Genomic DNA, 23,691 nt, shown 5'->3' with positions numbered 1-23,691 from the left:
ACTTCACCTTTATCTCCGACAGGCCCTTTATCACCAACTTCACCTTTATCTCCGACAGGTCCTTTATCACCGACTTCTCCTTTGTCTCCGACTTCACCTTTGTCTCCGACAGGTCCTTTATCGCCAACTTCACCTTTATCTCCGACAGGTCCTTTGTCTCCAACTTCTCCTTTATCACCAACTTCACCTTTATCTCCGACAGGTCCTTTATCGCCAACTTCACCTTTGTCACCAACAGGTCCTTTATCACCAGTTTCCCCTTTTGCGCCAGCAGCAACCAGATCAGCAATAGGAACAGATAGAGTACCATTACTATCAGTTATTTCTAAATTACTTCCGTTTACTCTAAATGAAATGTTCACCTCATTTCGAGGGTCACTATCTGCATCATTAACAAGAGGGGATAGATCAACAGAATTTCCATCTGAAATTGTTAAAATATTTGTTGATGAATCGAAAAGAAGTTGTCTGGCTGCTCCGCCATTACACAAGCTATTCCAGCTAGTGCCTATGAATTGGAATACACATTTTTCATCAATGTTGTAAACCAAAGCCCCTTCAAGTGGGGTAATTCGATTCATTTGTAAGTTTGATACTCGTGTAAGAACGAAAACTTTATCTGAACTTTCTAATTCAAGTATTGAGTTAATATCTATGACATTAGGGTTGTCACCAACTTTAACTTGAGAATAACTAGAAAATCCTATTATAGCTACTAATAGAGAAATGATTTTCTTCATAATCGGGGTAATTTTCTATTGCATAAATGTAATAAAACGTTAATGTATAATTTAAGACACACGTAGCTTAAAATAGTCACAAAAACTATTTTATCAGTGTGTTAGTAGTTAAAAAGACATTTTTTATCTTTTATTGGAGTTTTTTTATCGATGAAATGTAACTTTTAAGTTCAAACATTTCGTGGATGAATTTTTTTGCACTTTTGTAAGGGATTTTGTGTACTTTATGATTAATAACAGATATTTGAAATAAAGATTTCCAATGTATTCGAATTGCTTTTAAAGCTTGAAAATAAGTGAAGTTTTTAGCATCATAAATATGAGTGGGTTCAGCTATAATTCCATTTATTTCTAGAACTTTAAAATCTTGACCATTTTCTAGGTTTTCAAAAGAATTGTATTTTAAATCCACTCGTCCATAATACCAACCATTTATTGATTTACTTAGATCGTCAAAAGTACGTTCTAATTTATTGGAGATTAAATGATTACCATTTATGAACTGAGTTCCTTTTGAATGATTACCGATTACGGTAAGTTTAATGTTTTTATTATTTGAGGGGATGTTGTTCAAACTCGTTTTATGAATCTTTTCAAAGAGTTCGATATAAATACAAGCTCTATCATCATTCATTATTAATTCACGTAAAGTTGATTTTCCATCTCCTTTAACTGAAATAAATTTTTTAAGAGTGATAGAACTAATGTGTCCAGAATCTTTATTGGGGTTTCTGTGATAAAAAATGCCACATTCATTTTCATGATCTAAAAATTCTTGAACTATAATGTCTATAGGATAATTTTTTAGATATACTTCTAAATCATTTTCTGAATTAATTTTTTCTACTAATAAACCTCTGAATCCAATATCTGGTTTAGCTATTAGCGGAAAATTAATATTCTGGTTTTTAATTTCTTCTAAAACTTTTTGAAAGCATTTATTAGGAGGGATTAAAACAGATTTTGGACGATATTTTTCAGGTACTAGTTGAATTGTATGAAATTTACTTTCTGTTCCATTACCAGAGCTTTTTATGGCAGGATTAGCAGCACTAAAAAATGCAGGATGCTTTGCTCTTATGGCAAGGTAAAATGCATAAGGCAAATTAGGAACGTAAAACATTGACGAAGGCCAATATTCCCAATTTCGTATTTTTTCAAACTTAGTTTTACTCATTAATCGTCAAAAAGTGTATCTAATAAAGATTTAAAAGTCTTGAAACCAAAATAAACCGTATATAATACTAGTAAGATACCCAAAATTAATAAAATATATGCTATTATTATTTTTGGCATCTCATGGAAACTTCTTAAAGCTCTAAAAGCTAAACTTAAGACAACAGGAGAAATCACTAATAAAGAAAGTAAAACCAAGAATTTTTTTACTGGTTTTTCGTATGATTTATTACTCATTACTTTTGTGTTTTCTAATTGCTTCTCTAACATTTCCATGTGTTTCTAATAACTCCTTAGCAGTAGTTAAGTCTACATTTAACTCAGAAACTAACATTTTTTCACCTCTTTCTACCAATTTTTTGTTAGATAATTGCATGTCAATCATTTTATTACCTTTTACTTTTCCTAATTTAATCATGGTAGTAGTAGAAATCATATTAAGAACTAGCTTTTGAGCTGTTCCAGCTTTCATTCTTGAACTTCCTGTTAAAAATTCTGGACCAACCACTACCACGATAGGAAATTTTGCTGTTAAAGCTAACGTACTGTTTTCATTACAAGTTATGCAACCCGTAATAATATTATTTGCATTACATTCTTTTAATGCGTTTATTACGTATGGAGTAGTTCCAGAAGCTGCTATACCAATAACAACGTCTTTATCTGATATTTGATGCTTTTTTAAATCTTTCCAACCTTGATCTTTAGAATCTTCAGCAAATTCTACAGCTTTTCTTATGGCAGTATCTCCACCAGCTATTAATCCGATTACAATATCATACGATACACCAAAAGTTGGAGGACATTCAGAAGCATCTACTACACCAAGTCTACCACTAGTTCCAGCTCCTAAATAAAATAAACGGCCACCTTTTTCTAATTTTAAAACTATAGATTCTACCAATTTTTCTATCTGTGGAATTGCTTTTTCAACAGCTAGAGGTACAGTTTTATCCTCATTATTAATATTGGTTAATAATTCGGTTAAATTCATCTTTTCAAGATCGTTATAATTTGATTCTTGCTCTGTAGTTTTGATAAAATCCATGCTTCAAATTTACAATTAATTATTGGTAGAAGGTGACTAAAAGTAGATAAGTGGTGTCTTATTTTATGTAATTAATTAAAAATCAATTTATGAAAACAGTAACAGAATCAATATCAAATTTTTACAATTCTATAGCTTCAGGATTTGGGGATTGGGGACTTAAATTAATTGGAGCATTTGCAGCTTTAATTCTTGGTTTATGGATTATAGGGATGTTAATGAGAACAGTAGCCAAGGTATTTGAAAGCAAACATGTTGATGAAACATTACGTCCGTTTTTAATAACACTAATAGGTTTTGCTTTAAAGGCTTTATTATTAATTTCTATAGCTGGAATAGTAGGAATACCAACCGCATCTTTCGCAGCTGTTATCGCTGCTGCTGCTTTTGCAATAGGAAGTGCATTTAACGGATCATTAGGTCATTTAGCATCTGGAGTAATGCTTTTAATTTTCAGACCTTTTAAAGTTGGAGATTTAATTAAAACTAATGGGGCTTTTGGTTTTGTTAAAGAGATTTCTGTTTTTGTAACCGTTATTGAAACTTTTCAAAATGAAACTGAAATTATCCCAAATTCAGCAATTACATCTAATAAGATTACAAATTTAACGGCTATTGGAAGTTTAAGAGTTGATATGCCTTTCGCTATTCGTTATGGAGCAGATATTAAAAAAGCTAAAGAAATAGTTTTAGATGTTTTAAAGAATGATGCAAATGTATTGAAAGAAGTAGGGAAGGAGCCAAGAGTTGCAGTAAACAATTTAGGAGAAAATAGTGTTGAATTATTAGCGTTACCTTATGTTGATTGTAATAATTACTGGGATGTATATTGGGATACTCGTCAGAAAATAGTTGAAGCATTAGGAGATGCAGGATATAAAGCTCCGTTACCACAACGTATTGTAACAATGGAAAAGTAAATTTAAGCAATAAAAAAAGCCGGTTTTTTTAACCGGCTTTTATATTTATTTTAAATCAAATTATAGTTCAGCTAAAATTGAGTTTAAAGTTTCATTTGGTCTCATGAAACTGTCAGCTAAATTATCAGTAGGAATATAGTATCCACCAATTTCTATAGCTTTACCTTGAACTTCATTTAATTCATTTACAATTTTATCTTCGTTAGCTTTCATTTTATCAGCTACAGCAGAAAATTCAGCTTTTAATTCAGCATTTTTATCTTGAGAAGCTAATTCTTGTGCCCAATACATTGCTAAATAAAAATGACTACCTCTGTTGTCTAATTCTCCTGTTTTTCTTGAAGGAGATTTTTTATTATCTAATAATTTCTCAATAGCATCATCTAAAGTCTCAGCTAAAACTAAAGCTTTGTCGTTATTATTAGTTTGTCCTAAATGCTCTAATGAAACAGCTAAAGCTAAGAATTCACCTAAAGAATCCCAACGTAAGTGATTCTCACCAACGAATTGTTGAACGTGTTTAGGAGCAGATCCACCAGCACCAGTTTCAAATAAACCACCACCATTCATTAAAGGAACGATAGATAACATTTTTGCAGAAGTACCTAATTCTAAAATAGGGAATAAATCTGTTAAGTAGTCACGTAAAACATTTCCTGTAACAGAAATAGTATCTTCTCCATTTTTAACTCTTGTTAAAGTATAAGAAGTTGCTTCAGAGACAGATTTGATTAAAATCTCTAATCCAGTTGTATCATGTTCTGGTAAATATGCTTCTACTTTTTTAATTAATTCAGCATCGTGAGCTCTGTTTTTGTCTAACCAAAATACAGCAGGAGCTTGCATAGCTTCAGCTCTTGTTACAGCTAACTTAACCCAATCTTTAACTGGAGCATCTTTAGTTTGACACATTCTCCATATATCACCAGCTTCAACAGTGTGCTCTATTAAAGTATTTCCTTCGCTATCGATAACAGAAACTTTTCCATCAGCAGCGATTTCAAAAGTTTTGTCATGAGATCCATATTCTTCAGCTTTCTTAGCCATTAATCCTACATTGGGAACAGTTCCCATAGTTGTTGGATCAAAAGCTCCATTTTCTTTACAGAACTCTATAGTAGCTTGGTATAATGAAGCGTAAGAACTATCTGGAATTACAGCTTTGGTATCTTGTTGCTTTCCTTCTTTATTCCACATTTGACCAGAAGTACGAATCATAGCTGGCATAGAAGCATCAATAATAACATCTGAAGGAACATGTAAGTTTGTGATTCCTTTATCAGAATCAACCATTGCTACATCAGGGTTATTTGCGTATACAGCTTCAATATCAGCTAAAATTTCAGCTTTCTTTTCAGCAGAAACTTCATCTAAGTTACTTAATAAGTTTCCGAAACCATTGTTTACATCAACTCCAATTTCTTCAAAAGTTTCTCCATGCTTAGCAAAAACATCTTTGAAGAAAGTTTTTACAGCGTGACCAAAAATAATTGGATCTGAAACTTTCATCATAGTAGCTTTCATGTGTAAAGAGAATAAGATACCTTGATCTTTAGCATCTTTAATTTCTTTATCTAAGAAAGTTAGTAAAGCTTTTTTGTTCATTACAGAAGCATCAATAATTTCTCCTGCTAATAATGAAGTGCTAGCTTTTAAAACTGTTTCAGTTCCGTTAGCATCTGTATGTACTATTTTAACATCTGTTGCATTAGCTACAGTTACAGACTTTTCGTTATGAGCAAAGTCGTTATCTCCCATAGTAGCAACGTGAGTTTTAGAGTCTGAACTCCAAGCTCCCATTGAATGAGGATTTTTCTTTGCATAATTTTTAACTGCTTTTGGAGCACGACGATCAGAGTTACCTTCACGTAATACTGGGTTTACAGCAGAACCTTTTACTTTATTATATAAAGCTAGAACTTTTTTATCTTCATCTGTTTCAACTTCTTCTGGATAGTCTGGTAAAGCATATCCTAATTGTTGAAGTTCTTTAACTGCAGCTTTTAATTGCGGTACAGAAGCACTAATATTTGGAAGTTTAATGATATTAGCTTCAGGTTTAGTTGCTAATTCTCCTAAAAAAGCTAAAGCATCTTCTACACGTTGCTCTTCAGATAAGTATTCCGAGAAGTTAGCTAATATTCTTCCTGCTAAAGAAATATCTTTAGTTATAATTTCTATATTAGATGACTTTGTATATGCTTTTACGATAGGCAAAAACGAACGGGTAGCTAACGCTGGAGCCTCGTCTGTTTTTGTATACATAATTTTTGCAGTTGCGCTCATAAATTATCTAGTTATTTTAATTTGAAGTGATGCAAATTTAAGTATTACAATTGATTTATTTATTGTTAATTTCTTATTAAAAAAAAAGTTAACTCTTATTTCGTATTTGTTGTATATGAAACAAAAAAAAAGCAATGTTTAAAACATCGCTTTTTATTATTTCTAAAAGATAGATTAGATTCTTCTTTCTTTAATTCTTGCTTTCTTACCAGTAAGACCTCTAAAGTAATAGATTCTAGCTCTACGAACTTTACCTCTTTTATTAATTTCAATCTTTTGGATTGATGGTAAGTTAATTGGGAAGATACGCTCAACTCCAACAGTTCCAGACATTTTTCTAATAGTAAAAGTCTCAGAAGAACCACTTCCTCTTCTTTGGATTACAACTCCTCTAAAGAACTGAGTACGAGTTTTGTTTCCTTCTTTAATTTCGTAGTATACAGTAATTGTATCTCCTGCTGCGAATTCTGGTAAATCGTTTTTTGTAACGAATTCGTCTTGAACAAATTTAATTAAATCCATTTGTTATAAAAATTGCGGTTTTAAACAAAACAACATTCACGATTCTCGTCAGAGGTTGTTTTTGCGAGTGCAAATATAAGACGTTTATTTTATTTAAAATATATTTTTTGAAATTAAATTACTGTAAAAAGATGCAGGATTGGTGTTATTAAATTATTGATTAATAGTTAATAATGATTTTGTAAATGATGATTTATTAAAAGAGACTTAAATCAAAAGAAAACTACTAGAAATATATTACAGCATGCTAAAAACTATTGTATGGAAACTGTAATTTATAAGAAGAGAACTCTAAGTTTTTCGATTCAACGTTTTTTTAATTCTTTTCTGTTGTATGTAAAAAGTATTAGAAAAGAAGTATTAATTATCTACTTTGTCTTTTTTCTCGCAGCTGCTTTATCAGTTGTTTTGTATAAGAAAGCAGATTTACATTTACAGATGAACAGATATCATTCTTCTTTTTTTGATGTCTTTTTTAAATATTCTACTTTTTTAGGAGACGGAATTATGTTTGGTGTTCTAACTTTATTATTCCTTTTTGTAAAAAGAAAAATGGCTTTAGTTTTTATGGTTGGAGGTTTTTTAACTTTATTGATTACTCATTTCTTTAAAAAAGTTGTTTTTAAAGGAGTTCCTAGACCAGCAGAATTTTTAGGTTTGGAAAACTTACATATTATCGACGGTGTTAAAATGGCTTTTTGGAATTCTTTTCCATCAGGTCATACAATGACAGCCTTTGCAATCTTTGCAATTCTTTGCTTGTATTTTAGAAAATGTATTTCTCAATATGTTTGGGTTTTCCTTGCTGTTATTGCTGGTTTTTCAAGAGTTTATTTATCTCAACATTTTTTAATAGACATATTTGTTGGTTCTATTTTAGGAGTTTTCATAGCTTTTGTAAGCATGAGTTTATTTTTTCCTGAAAGAAAAAGAATTCATTAATGCAACAACTTAATTATAAAAGAATTGTAATTATAGTAATTCTTATCAGTACGTTTTTACGAATTTACTTAGGGAATAGTTTAGAGTTTGGAAATGATGAAGTGTATTATTGGTTGTATGCTAAATATCCAGATATTAGTCATTTTGATCATCCTCCAATGGTTGGTTTTTTTATACAGTTCTTTACGCTTGATTTATTATTCGATACAGAAGTAATAATTCGATTAGCAGCTATAATTCCTGTAAGTTTATCCATGTATGTACTTTTTCTTATAGGAAAGTATTTGAAAGATGAAAAAGTTGGTTTAGTTTCAGTATTACTATATAATATTCATATTTATGGTTTTGTAATTGCGGGTACTTTTATTTTACCAGATGCGCCCTTGGTGTTTTTTTGGTTATTGAGTTTTTATTTCTTTATTCAAGTTTTACCAAAAGAACCGGATCGAAAATTGTATCCGAAGTTATTGTTAGCTTTTTTATTTTCTGGACTAGCAATTTATTCTAAATATCAGGCTATTTACCTTGTTTTTGGTGTTAGTTTATTTATTGTAGTTAAAAACAAGAAATGGTTGAAAAAGTCAGTTTTTTATCTCGGATTTATATTTCCAATTTTAGCAATTGCCATGATTTTCTACTGGAATTATTTAAATGATTTTATCAGTTATAAATTTCATGGTGATCGTGTTTCATTTTTTGGCTTCCGTTTTAATAAGATTTCTTTTTTAAGAGAAATTTTAGGTCAGTTTGTATACAACAATCCGTATATCATTGTTGTCTTTGTTTTAATGTTGATAGCTTTAAAAAAGAAAAGATTTCAGTTAACATCAAAAACTACTTTCATTTTTTTTAGTTGTTCATTACCGTTAATTTTCACCACAATTTATTTGTCTATTTCTAGAAATACGTTGCCACATTGGTCAGGAGTTTCATACTTAACACTGTTACCATTATTAGCAGTTTTTCTTTCAGAGAAAAAGCGAATAATTAAAAAGCTTACTATTGGAATGTCGAGCTTTTTTATTCTATTGATTTTTGTATCTGTGATGATTAATACAGGATTTTTATTTCCTCAAAATACTTCTAAAACTAAAGAGCGTTTAGGTAGAAAAGACGCAATTTTAGATATGTATGGTTGGGAACAAGCTTCAGAAAAACTATCTGAAATATTTATAAAACATAACTTAACGGATTTACCAATAATAACAAATCGATGGTATCCTGCAGCACATATCGATTATTATATCGCAAGGCCTAATAAAATGAAAGTTTACGGAGTGGGAACTTTAAAAGATATTCACAAATATTATTGGATTAATAAGCAATATCCGGCATTGGAAAATAGAGTTTTGTATATAACAGACAGTAGAAATTTCAAAAATCCTTATAAGTTATACAGTAAAGAATATTCAAAAATAGAAATGTTAGAAACCGTTCCTATTATAAGAGGAAATCATATAGTTAAATATATTTTTTTATATGAATTAACTAAGGATTAGCATTGTAATTCTCACATAAATACACCCAGAATTTTCGCACTTTTCTCCCATTATAAGAAATAATAATAGGTTCTAATTCTGTGTACTTTTCAAAATATTTTGGTAACTGCGGACAAGACATTTTTCCTTGTTTGTTTTCATTTTTGAAACGCTTGTCAGAATCAACATAAAAAGCAGATAAGCCGTTTAGTTTACTTAAATCATCGTTTAAATAATCGAAATGTAAAGCAGGTAAACCTATAATGTTCTGCGCATAAATTCGATCATTCATAAAAAAGTTTAAAGCAGCCGTAGTCTTATATTTATCATTAGAAAAAACAAAAGTTGCAGGATGTTTTTCTTGTAGTTTTTCTATTTCTAAAGCAAGTTCTTCCCATCCAACCCAAGTATCATCGCTTTTCACAGGAAAGACATAAAAAAGAACTTGTATAGCAATCAAAAGATGTAAAAACATAGAAAAGATTAATTGATATTTAATCAATCGTTTACTCATAAAAAGACTGGCGATAATAATTCCTGTAATGTAAGAAGGCATAAGCCAATTAAGTTTTACCCAATAAATGGGAGCTAAAGAAAGAAATCCGAAAAATGTAGGTATAAAAAAAGTAAGTAAGAATAATATCTTATTGCTAGGTAATTTAAACTTTAAAAGAAATCGTTTGATGTATTTGAATGAAAAGAAGATAAAAATACCAAACAATAAAGGAAGTAATAATAATAATTGATGACCAATAGCACCAAAAAATGTTCTACTTGAAAAAGTAAGTTTAGAAATGTCTGATGTTCTTTCTGAAGATTGAAACATAAAAGATGCAAATTCATTCTGATAATTCCACCACCAAACAGGAAAAGAAATAATGAAAGCAACTGTTAGAGAAAGCCAAAGCCATGGTGAAACAATTAGTTTTCTGTATTTTTTTGAAAACAATAAAAAAGCAAATAAACCTAAAGGAAGTAAAATAGCTGTATACTTACTATTGAAAGCGAGTCCGATTGTTACACCAGCGTAAATCCAGTGTGCTCGTTTTTCTTCAAAAATCGCTTTGTATAATAATAAAATACTCAATGTCCAGAATAATAACAGCGGGACATCTGGAGTAGAATTGTAAGACAAAATTGAAATGAAAAACGTTGATATGATAATTAACATAGCGCTTTCTAGTTTTTTCTTAGATAGAAAAAGAGAAGCTAGTTTGTAAAAACTAAGTAATGTTGCTGTAGTAATTATAAAATCTGTGAGTTTAATTACAAAGACAGATTTGCCAAGGATTGTAGTAAAAAAGCGGAGAAAATAACCTATCATGCCAGGATGATCAAAATAGCAGAACGATAAATTTTCGCCATAAAACTGATAGTAAGCATCTTGAGGCATTAATCCCATAAAAGGTAATAGGATAAACCTAAAGAGTTGAAATCCAATAATAATAGTTATTACAGGATTCTTTTTAAAATAATTAAGCATAGTTTTTCATGAACCAGCTTAAAAGATCTACAGGTTTAGCTGAGTTCAATGCAATTTTACTAAAAAATATTGAATTCTCTTTTTTTTAAGAAATATTTAATAGAATATGCAATTATTCGGGTATTTTTCCTTGAATAAATAGATTTACTCCTCGTCTAATAAATCTGGGCGAATTTCTTTTGTACGCTCATAAGCTTTTTCAGAACGCCATTCTTCAATTTTAGGAAAGTTCCCAGAAAGTAAAACCTCAGGTACTTTCATACCTTCATATTCTGAAGGTCTTGTGTAAACAGGTGGTGATAATAAGTTATCTTGAAAAGAATCGGTTAGGGCAGAAGTTTCATCTCCTAAAACTCCAGGAATTAAACGGATAACAGCGTCACATAAAACAGCAGCTGCTAATTCTCCTCCAGTTAAAACATAATCTCCAATAGAAATTTCTTTGGTGATATATTTATCTCTTACACGTTGATCTACACCTTTGTAATGACCAGTAAGAATAATAATATTTTCTTTAAGTGATAATGTATTTGCAGTAGCTTGATTTAAAGTTGGCGCATCTGGAGTCATGTAAATAATTTCATCATATTTACGTTCTGCTAATAATCCTTCGATACATTTAGCAATAGGTTCAATCATTAATACCATCCCAGCACCACCACCAAATTGATAATCATCTATTTGACGGTAATTTCCAAATCCAAATTCTCTTAAGTTATGAAAATGAACTTCTGCTAATCCTTTATCAATGGCTCTTTTCATCATTGAATTTTGAAAAGGACTTTTAATTAAATCTGGCTCAACTGTAATAATATCTACTCGCATGCTGCAAAAGTAGGATTTTATAGATGAACAAGTCAAACATAGTTTATTTATATTTACAGCCGTTATGAAAACAATTATTGATCGTTTACTTTACTATATTGAAAAGTTCTTTTCTTATTTAGATAGAATAGGTGAGTTCTTTAAGTTTTATTTAATTGGAACATTGGCTATTTATTTAGGATTTCAATTATTGAAAATCATTTTTTGGTTATTGTTCAAGATTTCTTAAGAAGTAATTATGATTAAAAAACTGAATAAGTGGTTAAGCTTTTATCAAATGATTATAATTATTACAATTATCATCTTGATGTTTTCTTACGAAGGAGATTGGATCATCAATTTTTATAGAATATTGTTGGGGATTTTTCTTTTTACATTTGGTGTAGTTTCTATTCTTTCAATATTTAAAAAAGAAAAAAATGTAACTCCTTTTATCTTAATCACAGTAGCAAGTTTGTTTATCGCTTCTTGTATTCTTCCTCTTTTTTATGAATGGGGTGGTATCATTATAGCTTTACTTTTTGCGTTATGGTTTGCTGTATTATGGAAGAATAAAAATAAACTAGACCATTTGTTATTGTCATTTAATATCATCGGCGGAATAGCTTCAACAATTTTACTAATATTAATTTATTGTAAATAAAAACCTCCATATCTAAAAGATACGAAGGTTTAAGGTTATTGATGTTTTACTATTGTTAGTATCCTTTAACTTCTCCCATACTTAACTCACCATTTTTTCCAAAACGATGCATTTTAGGTAATAAAGTTCCGCTTTCGGTAGTAATCCAATCTTCCCAAGTAGCAGGAACACCTTCCATTTTCATACTTGGTACATACATTTTATAACTTGTTGGAATATAGTTTTCATCCAAAGTCCATAAATAAGAATCACCAGGAGTTGTTCCACCAGTTGTATATTTTACTAGTAAAGCTTCTTTTCCATCTACTTCTTTTACAGTACGAATTATTCCAGACTCAAATAATTTATGAGGAGCAACTAACCAAAAACTATCGTTATTAAAGTAATCTTCAGCTTTTTTAATGATTGCTTTATCTTTAGATTCAGATAATTTTCCATTAAAATAAATTGTACTTTTTTCAATATTATTTGGATGAAGTATCACCATAGTAGAATCCCACGTCACTTCAGCAATATGCTCTTTTTTATTCCATTTATAAGCTCTTCTACCACCAAAACTCCATTCTAAAGTATTTGTTGTTTTGTAAGCGTCGTGTTTAATAGCTTTTAAGATCTTATTTGCTAACCCATCAGATTTTGGATTAGAAGCTTTTGGAGTTCCCATGCTGATTTCATATCCAATTCCGTCTAACTTATGCTTTGTAGGAAGTTGTAATCCTGTTTCAGTAGTTGTCCAATCACTCCAAGAAGCTCCAGCACCTCCGATAGGAATAATTTGAGTCCACATTTTATAATGCGTAGGAAAACCATTCTCATTTAAAATCCATAAATAAGAATCACCCGGAGTATCTCCACCAGAAGTGTATGTTACCAGTAAAGCATCTTTATCGTTGTATTTTACAATTCGTCTTTCAACTCCATTATCAAAAACTTTATGCGGAGCAATTAACCAGAAACTATCGTTATTAAAAAAAGCTTCAGCTTTTTTGATTAATGTTTTATCATCAGATTTTTGTCCGTCGACAAAAATTTCACTTTCGTTAGGGTTCTTAGTGTTTAAAACTACTTTATTTTTCTCCCAAGAAACTTCAACTTTATCTTCTTGTTTGTACCATTTGTAAAAATGTTTCCCAACAAAAGACCATTCTAAAATTTCTGTATTTTCGAAAGCTTCATGTTGTAGAGCTACTAACATTTTATTTGCTAAAGCATCAGCTTCTTCACCTTGTTTTCCTTTAGGTAAAGCTTCGTCATATTTAAAATATAAAAATGTAAGCACTCCAATAATTAGTAGTAATAGAATTCCTATAACTTTTAAGAATTTTTTCATTAGTTCGGTGTAATTAATTGTTTTATAGGTTGTGAAAGTTTAATTGCAGCTTCAGGGTGATTTCTAAACCAAAGTTCAGGTTCAATCAATTCTAATTCTGCAATAGCTAATTTGTTATCATTATCAGTAAAAATATCTACTCTAGCATATAATGGTAATTCGTTACAAGCTTTAATGGCTTTCTCAGCAAAAGCAATTTCTTCAGAAGTAGGAGTGTAATTGTGAACAGTACCTCCAAAATCATCTTGAACTCTAAAATCACCAGGTTTTGCGATTTTTAAAACAGCGTGAGTAAATTCTCCATTGATAATAATTAATGAGATTTCTCCTTTTTCAACAATATTTTTTTGAAATGGTTGTACTATGTAAGCTTCCTCTGCGATTAACTTTTGAAAAGTAGTTTCGTGAGTTGCAATTGTTTTAGAAGTTATTTTGTACGTATGTCTTCCTCCACCAGAAATACAAGGTTTTAACACAAAGTTTTCTAAATTATATTTTGTAGCTATTTCTTGTAAACTAGCAGTTTCACCTTTTTCTACAAAGTAAGATTCACAAATATGAACTCCTTTATTTTGAAGATCTAAAAGATAATGTTTGTCTAAATTCCAGCGTATAATAGCTTCTGAGTTAATCAGTTTTGTTTGCTGACTTACTTTTTTCAACCAAGCAGAAAATTCTGTAAATCGATCAAAATAATCCCAAGTGGTGCGGAAAAGAATATATGTAGTATCTGACCAATTAAAATCAGGGTCGTCCCAAGACAATCGAGTAACTTTTAACCCTTCTTTTTCTAATGCTTTTTTTACCAAATCATCCTCAAGTAAAAGGTTTTTAACATAATCGTCTACTTTTACAGGATTCACATATCTTCTTTCAGAAAGAATTACAATATCGAATTTTTTCATGCTGCAAATTACTGAAAAAACTGCGTATTTTAGCTTTATGGTAAGTTATAAATTGGGTTACTTTATTGTAGTAGTTGGATTAGCTTTTGTCCTAACAGATATGATTCTTGAAAAATATTTCAAGAATCATAAAAGTAAAACTCCTTGGATTGTATCTAGAGTAATTTTATATGTTTCGGTAATAACAGTAGCATTAATAGTCTTTAAAAGAGAATACTAATTTCTCTATTTAAAATTATTATAATGCGCTGTAATATGTTCTGGAATAGCTATTGTAGAAGGATAACCTTTATCTGCAATAGGTGCTTCTAAAATTTGTTTCACCGGTATAACACCTGCCCAATATGGTAAATCGTAATCTTCCGGTTCATCGTTAACACCTTCGGCTCTTACTTTTGCTGAAGCAGAGCTAATAGTAAATTCAATAACCATAGTACGATCTAATTCTTTTTGATGCATCGGACGTAAAGTATCCCAGTGATTAGGAATCATTTGATCTACAATATCTTTTATAAATGTTGTCTTTAGGTGATCGTCAGTAATTTCTTTTACTTCACCAAAAAGTGTTACAGAACGATAATTTACAGAATGATGCAATCCAGAACGAGCAATTACCAATCCATCTAAATGCATAATGTTGATAGATGTTTTTCCCGAATCGAGAATAGCTTTTAACATTCGATTTGCTGTTGATCCGTGTAAATATATTTTATCGTCTTTTCTAGCGTAAGCCATTGGAATACTAATAGGATATCCATCATAAATATACCCAACATGTCCAATAAATCCTGCATCGATAATTTGATGAATTACTTCAGTATCGTAAATAGCTCTATTCTGACCTCTTTTTACTCTATTAAGTTTCGTTTTTTCAAAAGTTCCCATAGTTTATAATTTTTTAGCTAAAATTGGATTTTCATAACCTTGTTTGCTGATTTTAAAAGAAATACTACCGACTTTTTCAAAACCATTTTTTTCATAAAAGTTAAAGGCTCTTGTATTTTTAATATATACTGTAAGCCACATAACATCGAACTGTAATTCTTTTGCTTTTGCAACAGTTTTCTTAAAAAGTTCTAATCCGAATTTATGAGTGATAAATTCATCTAAAACATAAATACGCTCTAAACGACAACAATTCTGGTTTTCTATGAATTCTGAAGGAGCATTTAAAACTAATTTTACATAACCAACAGGGAGCTGATTTCTATATAGTATAAAATATACGTTGTTGCTATCTTCTAATTCTTTCTTAGTAGTTTCAACAGAAAAAGCTTTATCTAGATAAGCATTTAAGTTTGTTTTATCTTCAATATAATCACCATGAGATTCTCTAAATGTAACTCTACCTAATAAGGCTAAAGTTTCTAGATCTCTTACTGTTCCTTGTTTTATTTCTATTGTATCTGTATGTGATATTGTCGCATTCATAATACTAAGCTTCGTTAATTATATATTCCATGTACTTTGCCGTTTTTTCTACTGTTTTCTTACCATGAATTTTTTCAACGATATGAAAAGATAAATCAATGCCAGCAGAAATTCCACCAGAAGTATATGTTTTTGAGTTCGATTGAACATAGCGTTTATAAGTAACAGGTTTTCCTGAAGGAACTAATTTTTCCATATCTCCATAAACTAAATGATGTGTGCAATACGGATTCTTATCTAAAGCTCCAATTTTTGCTAAGAATCGAGAACCAGAGCAAATACTCATTGTAATTTCTGTTTCTTGATCTGTTTTAGCAATCCAATCGATAATTTCTTGATCTTGTATAGCTTGATTAGTTCCGTCTCCACCAGCTAAAATTAGAATATCAATTTTAGGACAATCATTAAAATCGTATTTCGGATTTACAGATAATCCGTTTACAGCAGAAATAACCTCTTTGGTTTTTGCTACGGTGAAAACATCAAATAATTCAAAATTATTTAATTCCGAAGTCACTGAAAAAACTTCAAATGGTCCAGCAAAATCTAATACTTCTGCATTGTCAAAAATAAATATGCCTACTGTTTTTTTCATGTTATAAATATCGTTCTTTAATAATTTCTATATGCCAAATATCATGACCAGGAATTACAAATGCAGCAGCTCTGGCAGACATTTTAGTTCCGTTAGCATTTCCTATGAAAGATAAATCTTCGTTATTTAATGATTTTAATAACTGTATAGAATTGGCACGAGTAATTTTAAATTCTTCTAATAAATCACCTATACTTTTATTACTAGCACTTGAAGGCGATATGTAAATGTTTTGATCAAATCCAGCTAAAGGAGTAGTATCTCTTCTTGCAATTCGAAAGCATCTATGCATAAATACACGTTCAGAATCTATCAAGTGTTGAAAAATCTCTTTAACACTCCATTTTTCTGGTTGATATTTATAATCTAGTTTCTCGTTAGTAATACTCTTAAAGAAATCATAGGTTTTAAGAGCGCCTTCAGAAAAACTATCGATTAAAGTAGTATCATCAGAAAGTTTACGAATATATCTTCCGTAATATTCATCATATTCATGAGGTAAAACTTCTAATTTTTTCATGGATTTAAACTTATTTTCATTCAAAAATAATACATTTATGGTGTGTTGTATTAGTCCAGAATTAATTTAATTGATAGTCCAGATGTTTCCTTATAAAACAAGTTTACACATTAATAGAAAAAGCAAAGAACCTTTGTTTTTACAGTTAACGAATCAATTCATTCATTTAATAAAAGAGGGAAAAATTCCGTCTGGAACTAAATTAATAGGAACCAGAAGTCTAGCAGAATTATTAGAAGTACACAGAAAAACTGTTGTAGCTTGTTACGAAGAATTAGCAATGCAAGGATGGTTAGAAACCATACCCAAAAAAGGAACTTTTGTACCTGAGAATTTACCGCTTTTAAAATCTGAAGATTATAAAGAAAGTGAAATTTCTAACCATGTAAACCAAGTCGGATTTTCGTATTATAAATCGAATTTACCTGGGAAAATTATAAAGAAGGAGGAAGGTTGGTTATATATTGATGATGGAGTTTCTGATGGAAGGTTAACGCCTACAGAGGATTTAGCAAAAATCTATAGAAGAATTTCTGCTAGAAAAAATATTACGGAACATCTGGGATATATATCTACTCAAGGTAATGAACAACTTCGAAGTGTACTTGCAAATTACTTGAATGAAACCAGAGGTTTGAATATTAGTAAAGATCATATTTTGATTACGAGAGGTAGTCAAATGGGAATATGGTTATCTGCACAATTACTATTGAAAAAAGATGATGTAATTGTGGTTGGAGCAACAAATTATGCTTCTGCAGATATTACATTTTTATATCAAGAAGCTAATGTTTTAAGAGTTCCTGTTGATGAGAATGGAATAGATACGGTTGCTTTAGAGAAGATTTGTAAATCTCAGCAAATAAAAGGAGTGTATGTAACTTCTCATCATCATCATCCAACTACGGTAACATTATCTGCTGAACGTCGTATTTGTTTATTGAATTTAGCAAAGAAGTACAATTTTGCAATTATAGAAGACGATTACGATTATGATTTTAACTACAATCACGCACCAATATTACCATTAGCAAGTCATGATGTACATCAGAATGTTATTTATATCGGTTCGGTGTGTAAAACAGTAGCACCGGTTTTTAGAGTTGGTTATCTAATTGCGAGTAAAGAGTTTGTTAATGAAGCTTCAAAAATTAGAGGTTTTGTAGATAGACAAGGAGATGCGTTACAAGAGTTAACTTTTGCCGAGTTTATTAAGTCCGGAGATTTAGATCGTCACATACGAAAAGTACTTAAAGTATATGAAAAGAGACGTGATCTGTTTTGTAATTTATTGAAAGAAGAATTAAGCGCATATTTCAGTTTTAAAAAACCCAAAGGTGGAATGGCTGTTTGGTTGATTCTAAACAAGAATTATAATTGGAAACAGGTTTCTGAAATAGCAAGAGAATATAAGTTAGAAATAGGAAATATTTCTCGTTACGATATGGCAGAAACAAATCATAATTCAATACGCATGGGATTTGCAAGTAAATCAGAAGATGAATTATTAGAATTGATAAAGAGATTAAAACTAACATTTCAAAAACTGAAACATTAATAATAAAAAATGAGTGCCTTTAAAAGCACTCATTCAACTAAAAATCTATAAAACTAATCTTATTGCTCACCAATAGCGATGAAGCTGAATTGACGATCTTTTTTGTGTCCACTAGAATCTGCAGTTAATGCAGTAGTAGATCCTTGATTAATGTAAGGAAATACAACGTTGTCTAGTGGGTTTTCATCAATACTTCCATATCCTGTTTGACTTCCTACTACTGCAGGAGTTTGAGAGAATCCAGGTTCAAAATCGATTAAATAAGTACCTGTGTTTTGTTTTTGAACGATAAAACCTGATCCAGAAATTATCGAACCATTACTTGAAACTGTTCCATAAATAGTTTTTGTTGCCATTTTATTTGTGTTTATGAGGTTAAATGTGAAGTAAAGTTCAGAAATAAAAGGAAAGATTTTTATATAAATGCTTTAAGCGTTCCATTTTGTGGAATGAAGAAGAAATAAATGGTATAGAATCAAATTTTATAATTAAAACCCTGTTTATTTGTTGATTATTATTGTTTTATGTGTGTTTTTATTTGAGGGAAGATTCTTGAGAATTTCTTGGGAGGTAAACAAGTTAAACTAACTTTTTCTTGAGTGAATGGATGTGTGAATTCTAATTTTGAAGCATGTAAATACAATCCATTTCCATAAGAAAGTAACTCTTCGATATAATAATCTTTATCACCTAAAATCGGATTATCAATAGCATGTAAATGTTTTCGAAGTTGATGTCTTCGTCCAGTTTTTGGATGTAATTCTACTAAGTTAAGAAATGTATATTTTTTTGATGGAATACTTTGCAAAACGGAGAATAATGATCTAGATTCTTTTTCATCTACTGGAATTGTAATCTCTCCAGAAGATTTCATTTTACCAATAGCTATAGCGTGATACGTTTTTTCAATTTGTTTTTCTTCAAAAAGTTTTGTCAACGCTATTGTTGCTGTATTCGTTTTACTGATTAATAACAATCCACTTGTAGGATAATCTAAACGATGCACAGGTCGAGGTATTACTGCATCTTCAAGTGTACTTTTTTTTAAGTTTTGTTCTAAAGCGTTAGCAATAGTTGCAAACGAATTTCCACTAACTAAAACTCCAGCAGGTTTAAAAATTACAGCAAGATATTCATCTTCAAAAATAACTTCTAAAGGAAAATTAAATGTTTTTTTATTCGATACTTCTTGAAACAATTCAATTAATTCACCTCCGTTTATAAATAGAGCAGTGGTTGCAGTTTTTCCGTTTACAAGAACTAATCCCTTTTTAATGGCCTTTTTAAAACCAGATCTAGTCGGATTTGTAGTAAAAATACCAATTCCATATTCTTGTAAACGTATCGATTGTTCTAGTTGAGGTACTTTATGTTGCTCTTTTAATTTCAAGTAGAATTAATTTTATGGCAAGATGGTATAAAAAAACGAAGCTGAAAAATAGTTTTCAACTTCGTTTGTATTTTTAGTTTTAAATCTAATTTAAAACTTTACGTCATTCCGAATTTACTTGTGCTGAATTTATTTCAATATTTCGGAATCTCATACTGTTATCAATCATTTTTATGAGAACCTGAAACAAGTTCAGGTTGACGATAATTGAAAAGATTTTAATTATACCATAGTTTTATTACAGTATGTTGCTTTTTCAAAATCTCTGATATTAATCGAGATAATTGGAACATCTGGAAACATTGATTTTAATGTTGATACAATACTTTCAGAAAGCTTTTTCTTTTGATCTGATGTTCTTCCTTCCATAATATTTCCAAACACATGGATAAAATCATCAGAAGTATTTCCAACGGTATAATATTGAAAAGAATTTATTCTCACTTTAATATCTCCTTTGGCAAACAAACCTGAAGCATCTGCGGTATCGTAAACTTGTTGTATAATCTCTTGAGGAGATTTCAATTTTATAATATGCTCTGAACAATCAATTACAAAATGTGGCATAATAATATTTTTATATAATTTATTTTTCTTTTTCGTATCCTCTTGGTCGCTTAGAACGAATTGGAGCTTTTGGTTCTGGTTTTAATTGGAATTCGTTTCCTTTTAATAATCGTAAAGCTTCTTGAACTGCTCTTTCTAATTGCGGATCGTTTCCTTGTAATATTTTCTTAGGATCTTGAATTACTTCAATATCTGGAGCAACACCTTCGCCTTCTACAGCCCATTTTCCATCAACATCGAAGAATCCTCCACGAGGTGCAACCATTCTACCACCATCAATAAAACGAGGAGTATCCCAAGTTCCAACTAATCCACCCCAAGTTCTTGTTCCAATTAGCGGTCCAATTTTTTTAAACTTAAACATATACGGAAGTAAATCTCCACCAGAACCAGCACGTTCGTTAATAATCATAACTTTTGGTCCCCAAATTCCAGCCATTGGAGTAGTCCAAGGTCTACGATCATTAGCCTTACTGTTAAAATATCCCATTAGATCACGAGACATAATATCAATCATGTAGTCAGCTGCAGATCCACCACCATTATTTCTTTCATCGATAACAGCACCTTTTTTATCTTGTTGAGAAAAGTAATAGCGGTTAAAAGATGTAAATCCGGGTCCAGAAGTATTTGGAACATAAACGTAAGCAAGTTTCCCGTTAGATAATTTATCTACTTTTCTTCTGTTGCTTTCAACCCAATCGATAGATCTTAAGAAACGTTCACTAAAAGTAGGCTTTACTAAAATAGATCTAGCTCCGTCTGAACTCGGTTTAGAATTTACTTTGATATAAATCTCTCGTCCAGCTGTTTGTTCTAATAACTGATACGGATTCATGTCACTAGTTAATTTCACACCGTTTACTTCAATAAGATAATCACCTTTATTCACGTTTATTCCAGGTAAACCAAGTGGAGCAGAAATATTAGGATTCCAACGTTCTCCTTTATAGATTTTAGCAAAACGGTACAATCCTTTGCTTTGTTCTAAATCTGCACCTAATAATCCTACAGGAACTCTGTTAACTCTTGGCGTATCTCCACCAGAAACATAAGAGTGACCAATAGCTACTTCACCACTCATAATATCTACAACGTAATTTAAATCTGTTCTGTGTCTTACATGATTAATCCATGGCGCATACCATTTGTAAACATCATCCCAAGGAGCACCATGAACATTATCAACGTATAAGAAATCACGCATATATCTCCATCCTTCTTTAAAGATTTGATGTGCTTCAGCTTTTGGATCTACCTTGATTTTAAGATTAGTTTTTAATCTACCTTTTGTTCCTTTCACAGGAGCTTTACTACTAACAATACTCCAATTACCACGACTTGATAATAAAACAGAATTTCTATCTTCAGTAGTCACCATTCCAGAAACTCCTTTAGAAAAAACAGTTGCTTTCTCTTTAGTAACATCATAAGAATGCATTGTAATTCCTGGTGTATTTGGAACAGCTTCAGCAATAAAGACTTTATTTTTTGGTCCTTTTGTTAGACCTAAATAATTTCTAGCAGGTAATTTTAATGCAACAGCTCTATTAAAAATTCCATTTTCTTCTATAGTAACTTTTACCTTTTTACTATTCTTTTTTGGTGATTTTTTACTGTCTTTTTTCCCTTTAGCCCCCTTTTTTTCTTTTGAAGAACTTGTATCTTTTTTTACAGCTTCTTCATCTGTTTTAGGTAAATTCGGAGCCTTATCTTTAGAATTTAAAACAACAGCATATAAACTTCTAGAAACACTAGGATCGTAAGAACTCATATCTAACCAACCAGATTGTAATCCATAGTCGGTACTTGCAAGTGTATAAATGTATTTTCCTGAAGCATCCCAAACAGGAGAAATTGCATCAGCGATAGGATCGGTAATTTGAATTTTCTTTTTCGTACTTATTTGATAAGCAAAAATAGATTTGAAGTGACTATCGTTTTGTTTTGCATAAGCAATCCAATCACTATCTGGAGACCAAACAGGATTCATAGACCTATTCGGATGTGCATAACGATCTGTATCTACTTTAAAAGTCTTTTTTGTATCCAGATTAATTACCCAAATATTAAAATCAGTATCAGTATAAGCGATGTGTTTTCCATCAGGAGACCAATCTGGTCTGAAATAAAATGTCGGATTTGGTAACGAAATATATTGTTGGTTTTGACCATCTTGATCGGCTAATACTAATTCGTATTCTCCATTTTTATCAGAAAACCAAGCTACTTTATCACCTTTAGGAGACCAAATAGGAGAACGATCTGCAACTCCAGGAGAGTTGGTAAGATTTCTCCAAGTTCCGTTTTCTTTTGGTACTGTAAAGATTTCTCCACGATACTCAAAAATCGCTCTTTTTCCTTTAGGAGATACATTTGGGTTTGTTAAGTTTCTACCAGAAACGTTCATCCAACGTGTTCTTGAATAATTTAAATCTCCTTTTACATTGATCGGAATTTGTCTTGTTGCTTTAGTTTCAGGATTTAAAAAGTGAATATATCCACCTTGCTCGTAAACAATTCCGTTAGCATTTGCATCTAAACTTTTTACATCGAATTTTTTATGAAATGTAATTTGACGCTCTTGCTTTGTTTTTAGATCATAAGACCAAATGTTACTTGTGTAATCTCTTTCAGATAAATAATATACAACACCGTTGTGCCAAACAGGATCTAAATGTCTTTCCTTATCTTTTTGTGGTGTAGTTTGTAAAGCTTTTGTTTTTAAATCAACAATCCAAATAGGCATTGCTTGTCCACCTCGGTAATTTCTCCATTCTGCATCCCAACTTGTAATAGGAGTATAGGCAATGTATTTACCGTTTGAAGAAATTTCTCCGTAAGCAGCTCTTGGAATTTCAACAGCTGTAGGCATTTCACCTTTAGGAGAAACAGTAAAGAATTTATTAGTTTGAGTTGGTCTTGATTCTCTTCCTGAACGGAATAATATTTTGTTATCTGGAGTCCAACCTTGGACAAAATCACCAGCTGGATGATAAGTTAATCGTTTAGGTTCACCACCATCAGCAGGAATTACAAATACGTCGGTATTTCCATCGTATTGAGCAGTAAATGCAATCATCTTTCCATCGTTAGAAAAATGTGGATTAGACTCGTAACCATCGTCACTGGTTAATCGAACAGCATCTCCACCATTTAGTGAAGCTTTCCATAAATCATTTGCATAAACGAAAACAACTTCGTTTTGCGAAAGAGTAGGTTGTCTTAATAGTCTTGTGCCTTGAGAATTTCCAAAATAGAAAATTGTCAAAGCCATAACTATGAGAATTTTTTTCATGATATTTTATTTGGTTAATGAAGTAAATAAAGGT

At 30.8% G+C, this 23,691-nt stretch carries 24 protein-coding genes and 1 pseudogene; 7 read left to right on the top strand and 18 right to left on the bottom strand.

The window, feature by feature from the left end:
* From Q1A15_RS19855 to murQ, 4 genes and pseudogenes are all read right to left on the bottom strand, one after another.
* A pseudogene (locus tag Q1A15_RS19855) lies at nt 1–581 on the bottom strand (hypothetical protein); the annotation flags it as partial.
* A gap of 289 nt (nt 582–870) precedes the next feature.
* A complete protein-coding gene (locus Q1A15_RS19850; RefSeq protein WP_299628021.1) occupies nt 871–1,917 on the bottom strand; it encodes a hypothetical protein in 1,047 nt (348 codons plus the stop codon).
* A complete protein-coding gene (locus tag Q1A15_RS19845; protein WP_299628019.1) occupies nt 1,917–2,153 on the bottom strand; it encodes a DUF6095 family protein in 237 nt (78 codons plus the stop codon). The genes Q1A15_RS19850 and Q1A15_RS19845 overlap by 1 nt, the downstream gene beginning before the upstream one ends.
* Nucleotides 2,146–2,964 carry an N-acetylmuramic acid 6-phosphate etherase gene (murQ, locus tag Q1A15_RS19840; RefSeq protein ID WP_299628017.1) on the bottom strand — a complete coding sequence of 273 codons (819 nt, stop codon included), beginning with the start codon at nt 2,962–2,964 and terminating at the stop codon, nt 2,146–2,148. The genes Q1A15_RS19845 and murQ overlap by 8 nt, the downstream gene beginning before the upstream one ends.
* A gap of 89 nt (nt 2,965–3,053) precedes the next feature.
* Here murQ and Q1A15_RS19835 point away from each other — a divergent pair, with 89 nt between their 5' ends.
* The gene (locus tag Q1A15_RS19835) at nt 3,054–3,884 is read left to right on the top strand and encodes a mechanosensitive ion channel domain-containing protein (RefSeq protein WP_299628015.1); all 831 of its coding nucleotides are present in this window, start codon (nt 3,054–3,056) and stop codon (nt 3,882–3,884) included.
* A 60-nt stretch (nt 3,885–3,944) separates the two neighbouring features.
* On the opposite strand, the gene Q1A15_RS19830 is transcribed toward Q1A15_RS19835, so the two are convergent.
* Nucleotides 3,945–6,170 carry an NADP-dependent isocitrate dehydrogenase gene (locus Q1A15_RS19830; protein ID WP_299628013.1) on the bottom strand — a complete coding sequence of 742 codons (2,226 nt, stop codon included), beginning with the start codon at nt 6,168–6,170 and terminating at the stop codon, nt 3,945–3,947.
* A 174-nt stretch (nt 6,171–6,344) separates the two neighbouring features.
* The gene (gene rplS / locus Q1A15_RS19825; RefSeq protein WP_299628011.1) at nt 6,345–6,692 is read right to left on the bottom strand and encodes a 50S ribosomal protein L19; all 348 of its coding nucleotides are present in this window, start codon (nt 6,690–6,692) and stop codon (nt 6,345–6,347) included.
* 261 nt (nt 6,693–6,953) lie between these two features.
* Between rplS and Q1A15_RS19820 the strand changes: the two genes are divergently transcribed.
* Together Q1A15_RS19820 and Q1A15_RS19815 are read left to right on the top strand one after the other, a co-directional pair.
* On the top strand, nt 6,954–7,634 hold the full coding sequence (locus tag Q1A15_RS19820) for a phosphatase PAP2 family protein (RefSeq protein WP_299628009.1): 681 nt from the start codon (nt 6,954–6,956) through the stop codon (nt 7,632–7,634).
* A complete protein-coding gene (locus tag Q1A15_RS19815; protein ID WP_299628007.1) occupies nt 7,634–9,133 on the top strand; it encodes a glycosyltransferase family 39 protein in 1,500 nt (499 codons plus the stop codon). The genes Q1A15_RS19820 and Q1A15_RS19815 overlap by 1 nt, the downstream gene beginning before the upstream one ends.
* On the opposite strand, the gene Q1A15_RS19810 is transcribed toward Q1A15_RS19815, so the two are convergent.
* Together Q1A15_RS19810 and trmD are read right to left on the bottom strand one after the other, a co-directional pair.
* A complete protein-coding gene (locus Q1A15_RS19810) occupies nt 9,123–10,595 on the bottom strand; it encodes a glycosyltransferase family 39 protein (protein ID WP_299628005.1) in 1,473 nt (490 codons plus the stop codon). The genes Q1A15_RS19815 and Q1A15_RS19810 overlap by 11 nt on opposite strands.
* A gap of 144 nt (nt 10,596–10,739) precedes the next feature.
* On the bottom strand, nt 10,740–11,420 hold the full coding sequence (gene trmD / locus Q1A15_RS19805; protein WP_299628003.1) for a tRNA (guanosine(37)-N1)-methyltransferase TrmD: 681 nt from the start codon (nt 11,418–11,420) through the stop codon (nt 10,740–10,742).
* Between the two features lie 64 nt (nt 11,421–11,484).
* Here trmD and Q1A15_RS19800 point away from each other — a divergent pair, with 64 nt between their 5' ends.
* Together Q1A15_RS19800 and Q1A15_RS19795 are read left to right on the top strand one after the other, a co-directional pair.
* The gene (locus Q1A15_RS19800) at nt 11,485–11,649 is read left to right on the top strand and encodes a hypothetical protein (protein WP_299628001.1); all 165 of its coding nucleotides are present in this window, start codon (nt 11,485–11,487) and stop codon (nt 11,647–11,649) included.
* Between the two features lie 9 nt (nt 11,650–11,658).
* A complete protein-coding gene (locus Q1A15_RS19795) occupies nt 11,659–12,063 on the top strand; it encodes a hypothetical protein (RefSeq protein ID WP_299627999.1) in 405 nt (134 codons plus the stop codon).
* Nucleotides 12,064–12,118: 55 nt separating this feature from the next.
* Here the strand turns inward: Q1A15_RS19795 and Q1A15_RS19790 are convergent, their stop codons facing one another.
* Both Q1A15_RS19790 and Q1A15_RS19785 read right to left on the bottom strand, forming a co-directional pair.
* Nucleotides 12,119–13,393, bottom strand: a complete 1,275-nt coding sequence (locus Q1A15_RS19790) for a hypothetical protein (protein WP_299627997.1) — start codon at nt 13,391–13,393, stop codon at nt 12,119–12,121.
* Nucleotides 13,393–14,298 (bottom strand): hypothetical protein, encoded by a 906-nt coding sequence (locus Q1A15_RS19785; RefSeq protein WP_299627995.1) that lies wholly within the window; start codon nt 14,296–14,298, stop codon nt 13,393–13,395. Before Q1A15_RS19785 ends, Q1A15_RS19790 begins: the two co-directional genes overlap by 1 nt.
* Here Q1A15_RS19785 and Q1A15_RS19780 point away from each other — a divergent pair.
* Nucleotides 14,297–14,518 carry a hypothetical protein gene (locus Q1A15_RS19780; RefSeq protein ID WP_299627993.1) on the top strand — a complete coding sequence of 74 codons (222 nt, stop codon included), beginning with the start codon at nt 14,297–14,299 and terminating at the stop codon, nt 14,516–14,518. The genes Q1A15_RS19785 and Q1A15_RS19780 overlap by 2 nt on opposite strands.
* 5 nt (nt 14,519–14,523) lie before the next feature.
* On the opposite strand, the gene Q1A15_RS19775 is transcribed toward Q1A15_RS19780, so the two are convergent.
* Genes Q1A15_RS19775 through Q1A15_RS19760 form a run of 4 tightly spaced genes read right to left on the bottom strand, consistent with a single transcriptional unit; the run spans nt 14,524 to nt 16,844 of the window.
* Nucleotides 14,524–15,183, bottom strand: coding sequence for a pyridoxamine 5'-phosphate oxidase family protein (locus tag Q1A15_RS19775; protein WP_299627991.1), 660 nt, complete (start codon nt 15,181–15,183; stop codon nt 14,524–14,526).
* 3 nt (nt 15,184–15,186) lie between these two features.
* On the bottom strand, nt 15,187–15,729 hold the full coding sequence (locus Q1A15_RS19770; RefSeq protein WP_299627989.1) for a GNAT family N-acetyltransferase: 543 nt from the start codon (nt 15,727–15,729) through the stop codon (nt 15,187–15,189).
* A gap of 4 nt (nt 15,730–15,733) precedes the next feature.
* A complete protein-coding gene (locus Q1A15_RS19765; RefSeq protein ID WP_299627987.1) occupies nt 15,734–16,324 on the bottom strand; it encodes a DJ-1/PfpI family protein in 591 nt (196 codons plus the stop codon).
* A 1-nt stretch (nt 16,325) separates the two neighbouring features.
* Nucleotides 16,326–16,844 carry a DinB family protein gene (locus tag Q1A15_RS19760; protein ID WP_299627985.1) on the bottom strand — a complete coding sequence of 173 codons (519 nt, stop codon included), beginning with the start codon at nt 16,842–16,844 and terminating at the stop codon, nt 16,326–16,328.
* An 82-nt stretch (nt 16,845–16,926) separates the two neighbouring features.
* Between Q1A15_RS19760 and Q1A15_RS19755 the strand changes: the two genes are divergently transcribed.
* On the top strand, nt 16,927–18,402 hold the full coding sequence (locus Q1A15_RS19755) for a PLP-dependent aminotransferase family protein (RefSeq protein ID WP_299627983.1): 1,476 nt from the start codon (nt 16,927–16,929) through the stop codon (nt 18,400–18,402).
* A gap of 59 nt (nt 18,403–18,461) precedes the next feature.
* Here the strand turns inward: Q1A15_RS19755 and Q1A15_RS19750 are convergent, their stop codons facing one another.
* The 4 genes from Q1A15_RS19750 to Q1A15_RS19735 all read right to left on the bottom strand — a co-directional run bounded on the left by Q1A15_RS19750 (nt 18,462) and on the right by Q1A15_RS19735 (nt 23,657).
* On the bottom strand, nt 18,462–18,758 hold the full coding sequence (locus Q1A15_RS19750) for a hypothetical protein (protein ID WP_299627981.1): 297 nt from the start codon (nt 18,756–18,758) through the stop codon (nt 18,462–18,464).
* Nucleotides 18,759–18,916: 158 nt separating this feature from the next.
* Nucleotides 18,917–19,792, bottom strand: a complete 876-nt coding sequence (locus Q1A15_RS19745) for an RluA family pseudouridine synthase (protein ID WP_299627978.1) — start codon at nt 19,790–19,792, stop codon at nt 18,917–18,919.
* Nucleotides 19,793–20,014: 222 nt separating this feature from the next.
* Nucleotides 20,015–20,359 carry a 5-carboxymethyl-2-hydroxymuconate Delta-isomerase gene (locus Q1A15_RS19740; RefSeq protein ID WP_299627976.1) on the bottom strand — a complete coding sequence of 115 codons (345 nt, stop codon included), beginning with the start codon at nt 20,357–20,359 and terminating at the stop codon, nt 20,015–20,017.
* Nucleotides 20,360–20,378: 19 nt separating this feature from the next.
* Nucleotides 20,379–23,657: a S41 family peptidase gene (locus Q1A15_RS19735; protein WP_299627974.1), complete on the bottom strand. Its 3,279-nt coding sequence runs from the start codon at nt 23,655–23,657 to the stop codon at nt 20,379–20,381.
* Between the last annotated feature and the right edge of the window lie 34 nt (nt 23,658–23,691).

This window comes from uncultured Tenacibaculum sp. (assembly GCF_947495995.1).
GTDB lineage: Bacteria > Bacteroidota > Bacteroidia > Flavobacteriales > Flavobacteriaceae > Polaribacter.
Note: the sequence above shows the minus strand (reverse complement) of the source record. Positions and strands in the feature narration are given on the sequence as shown.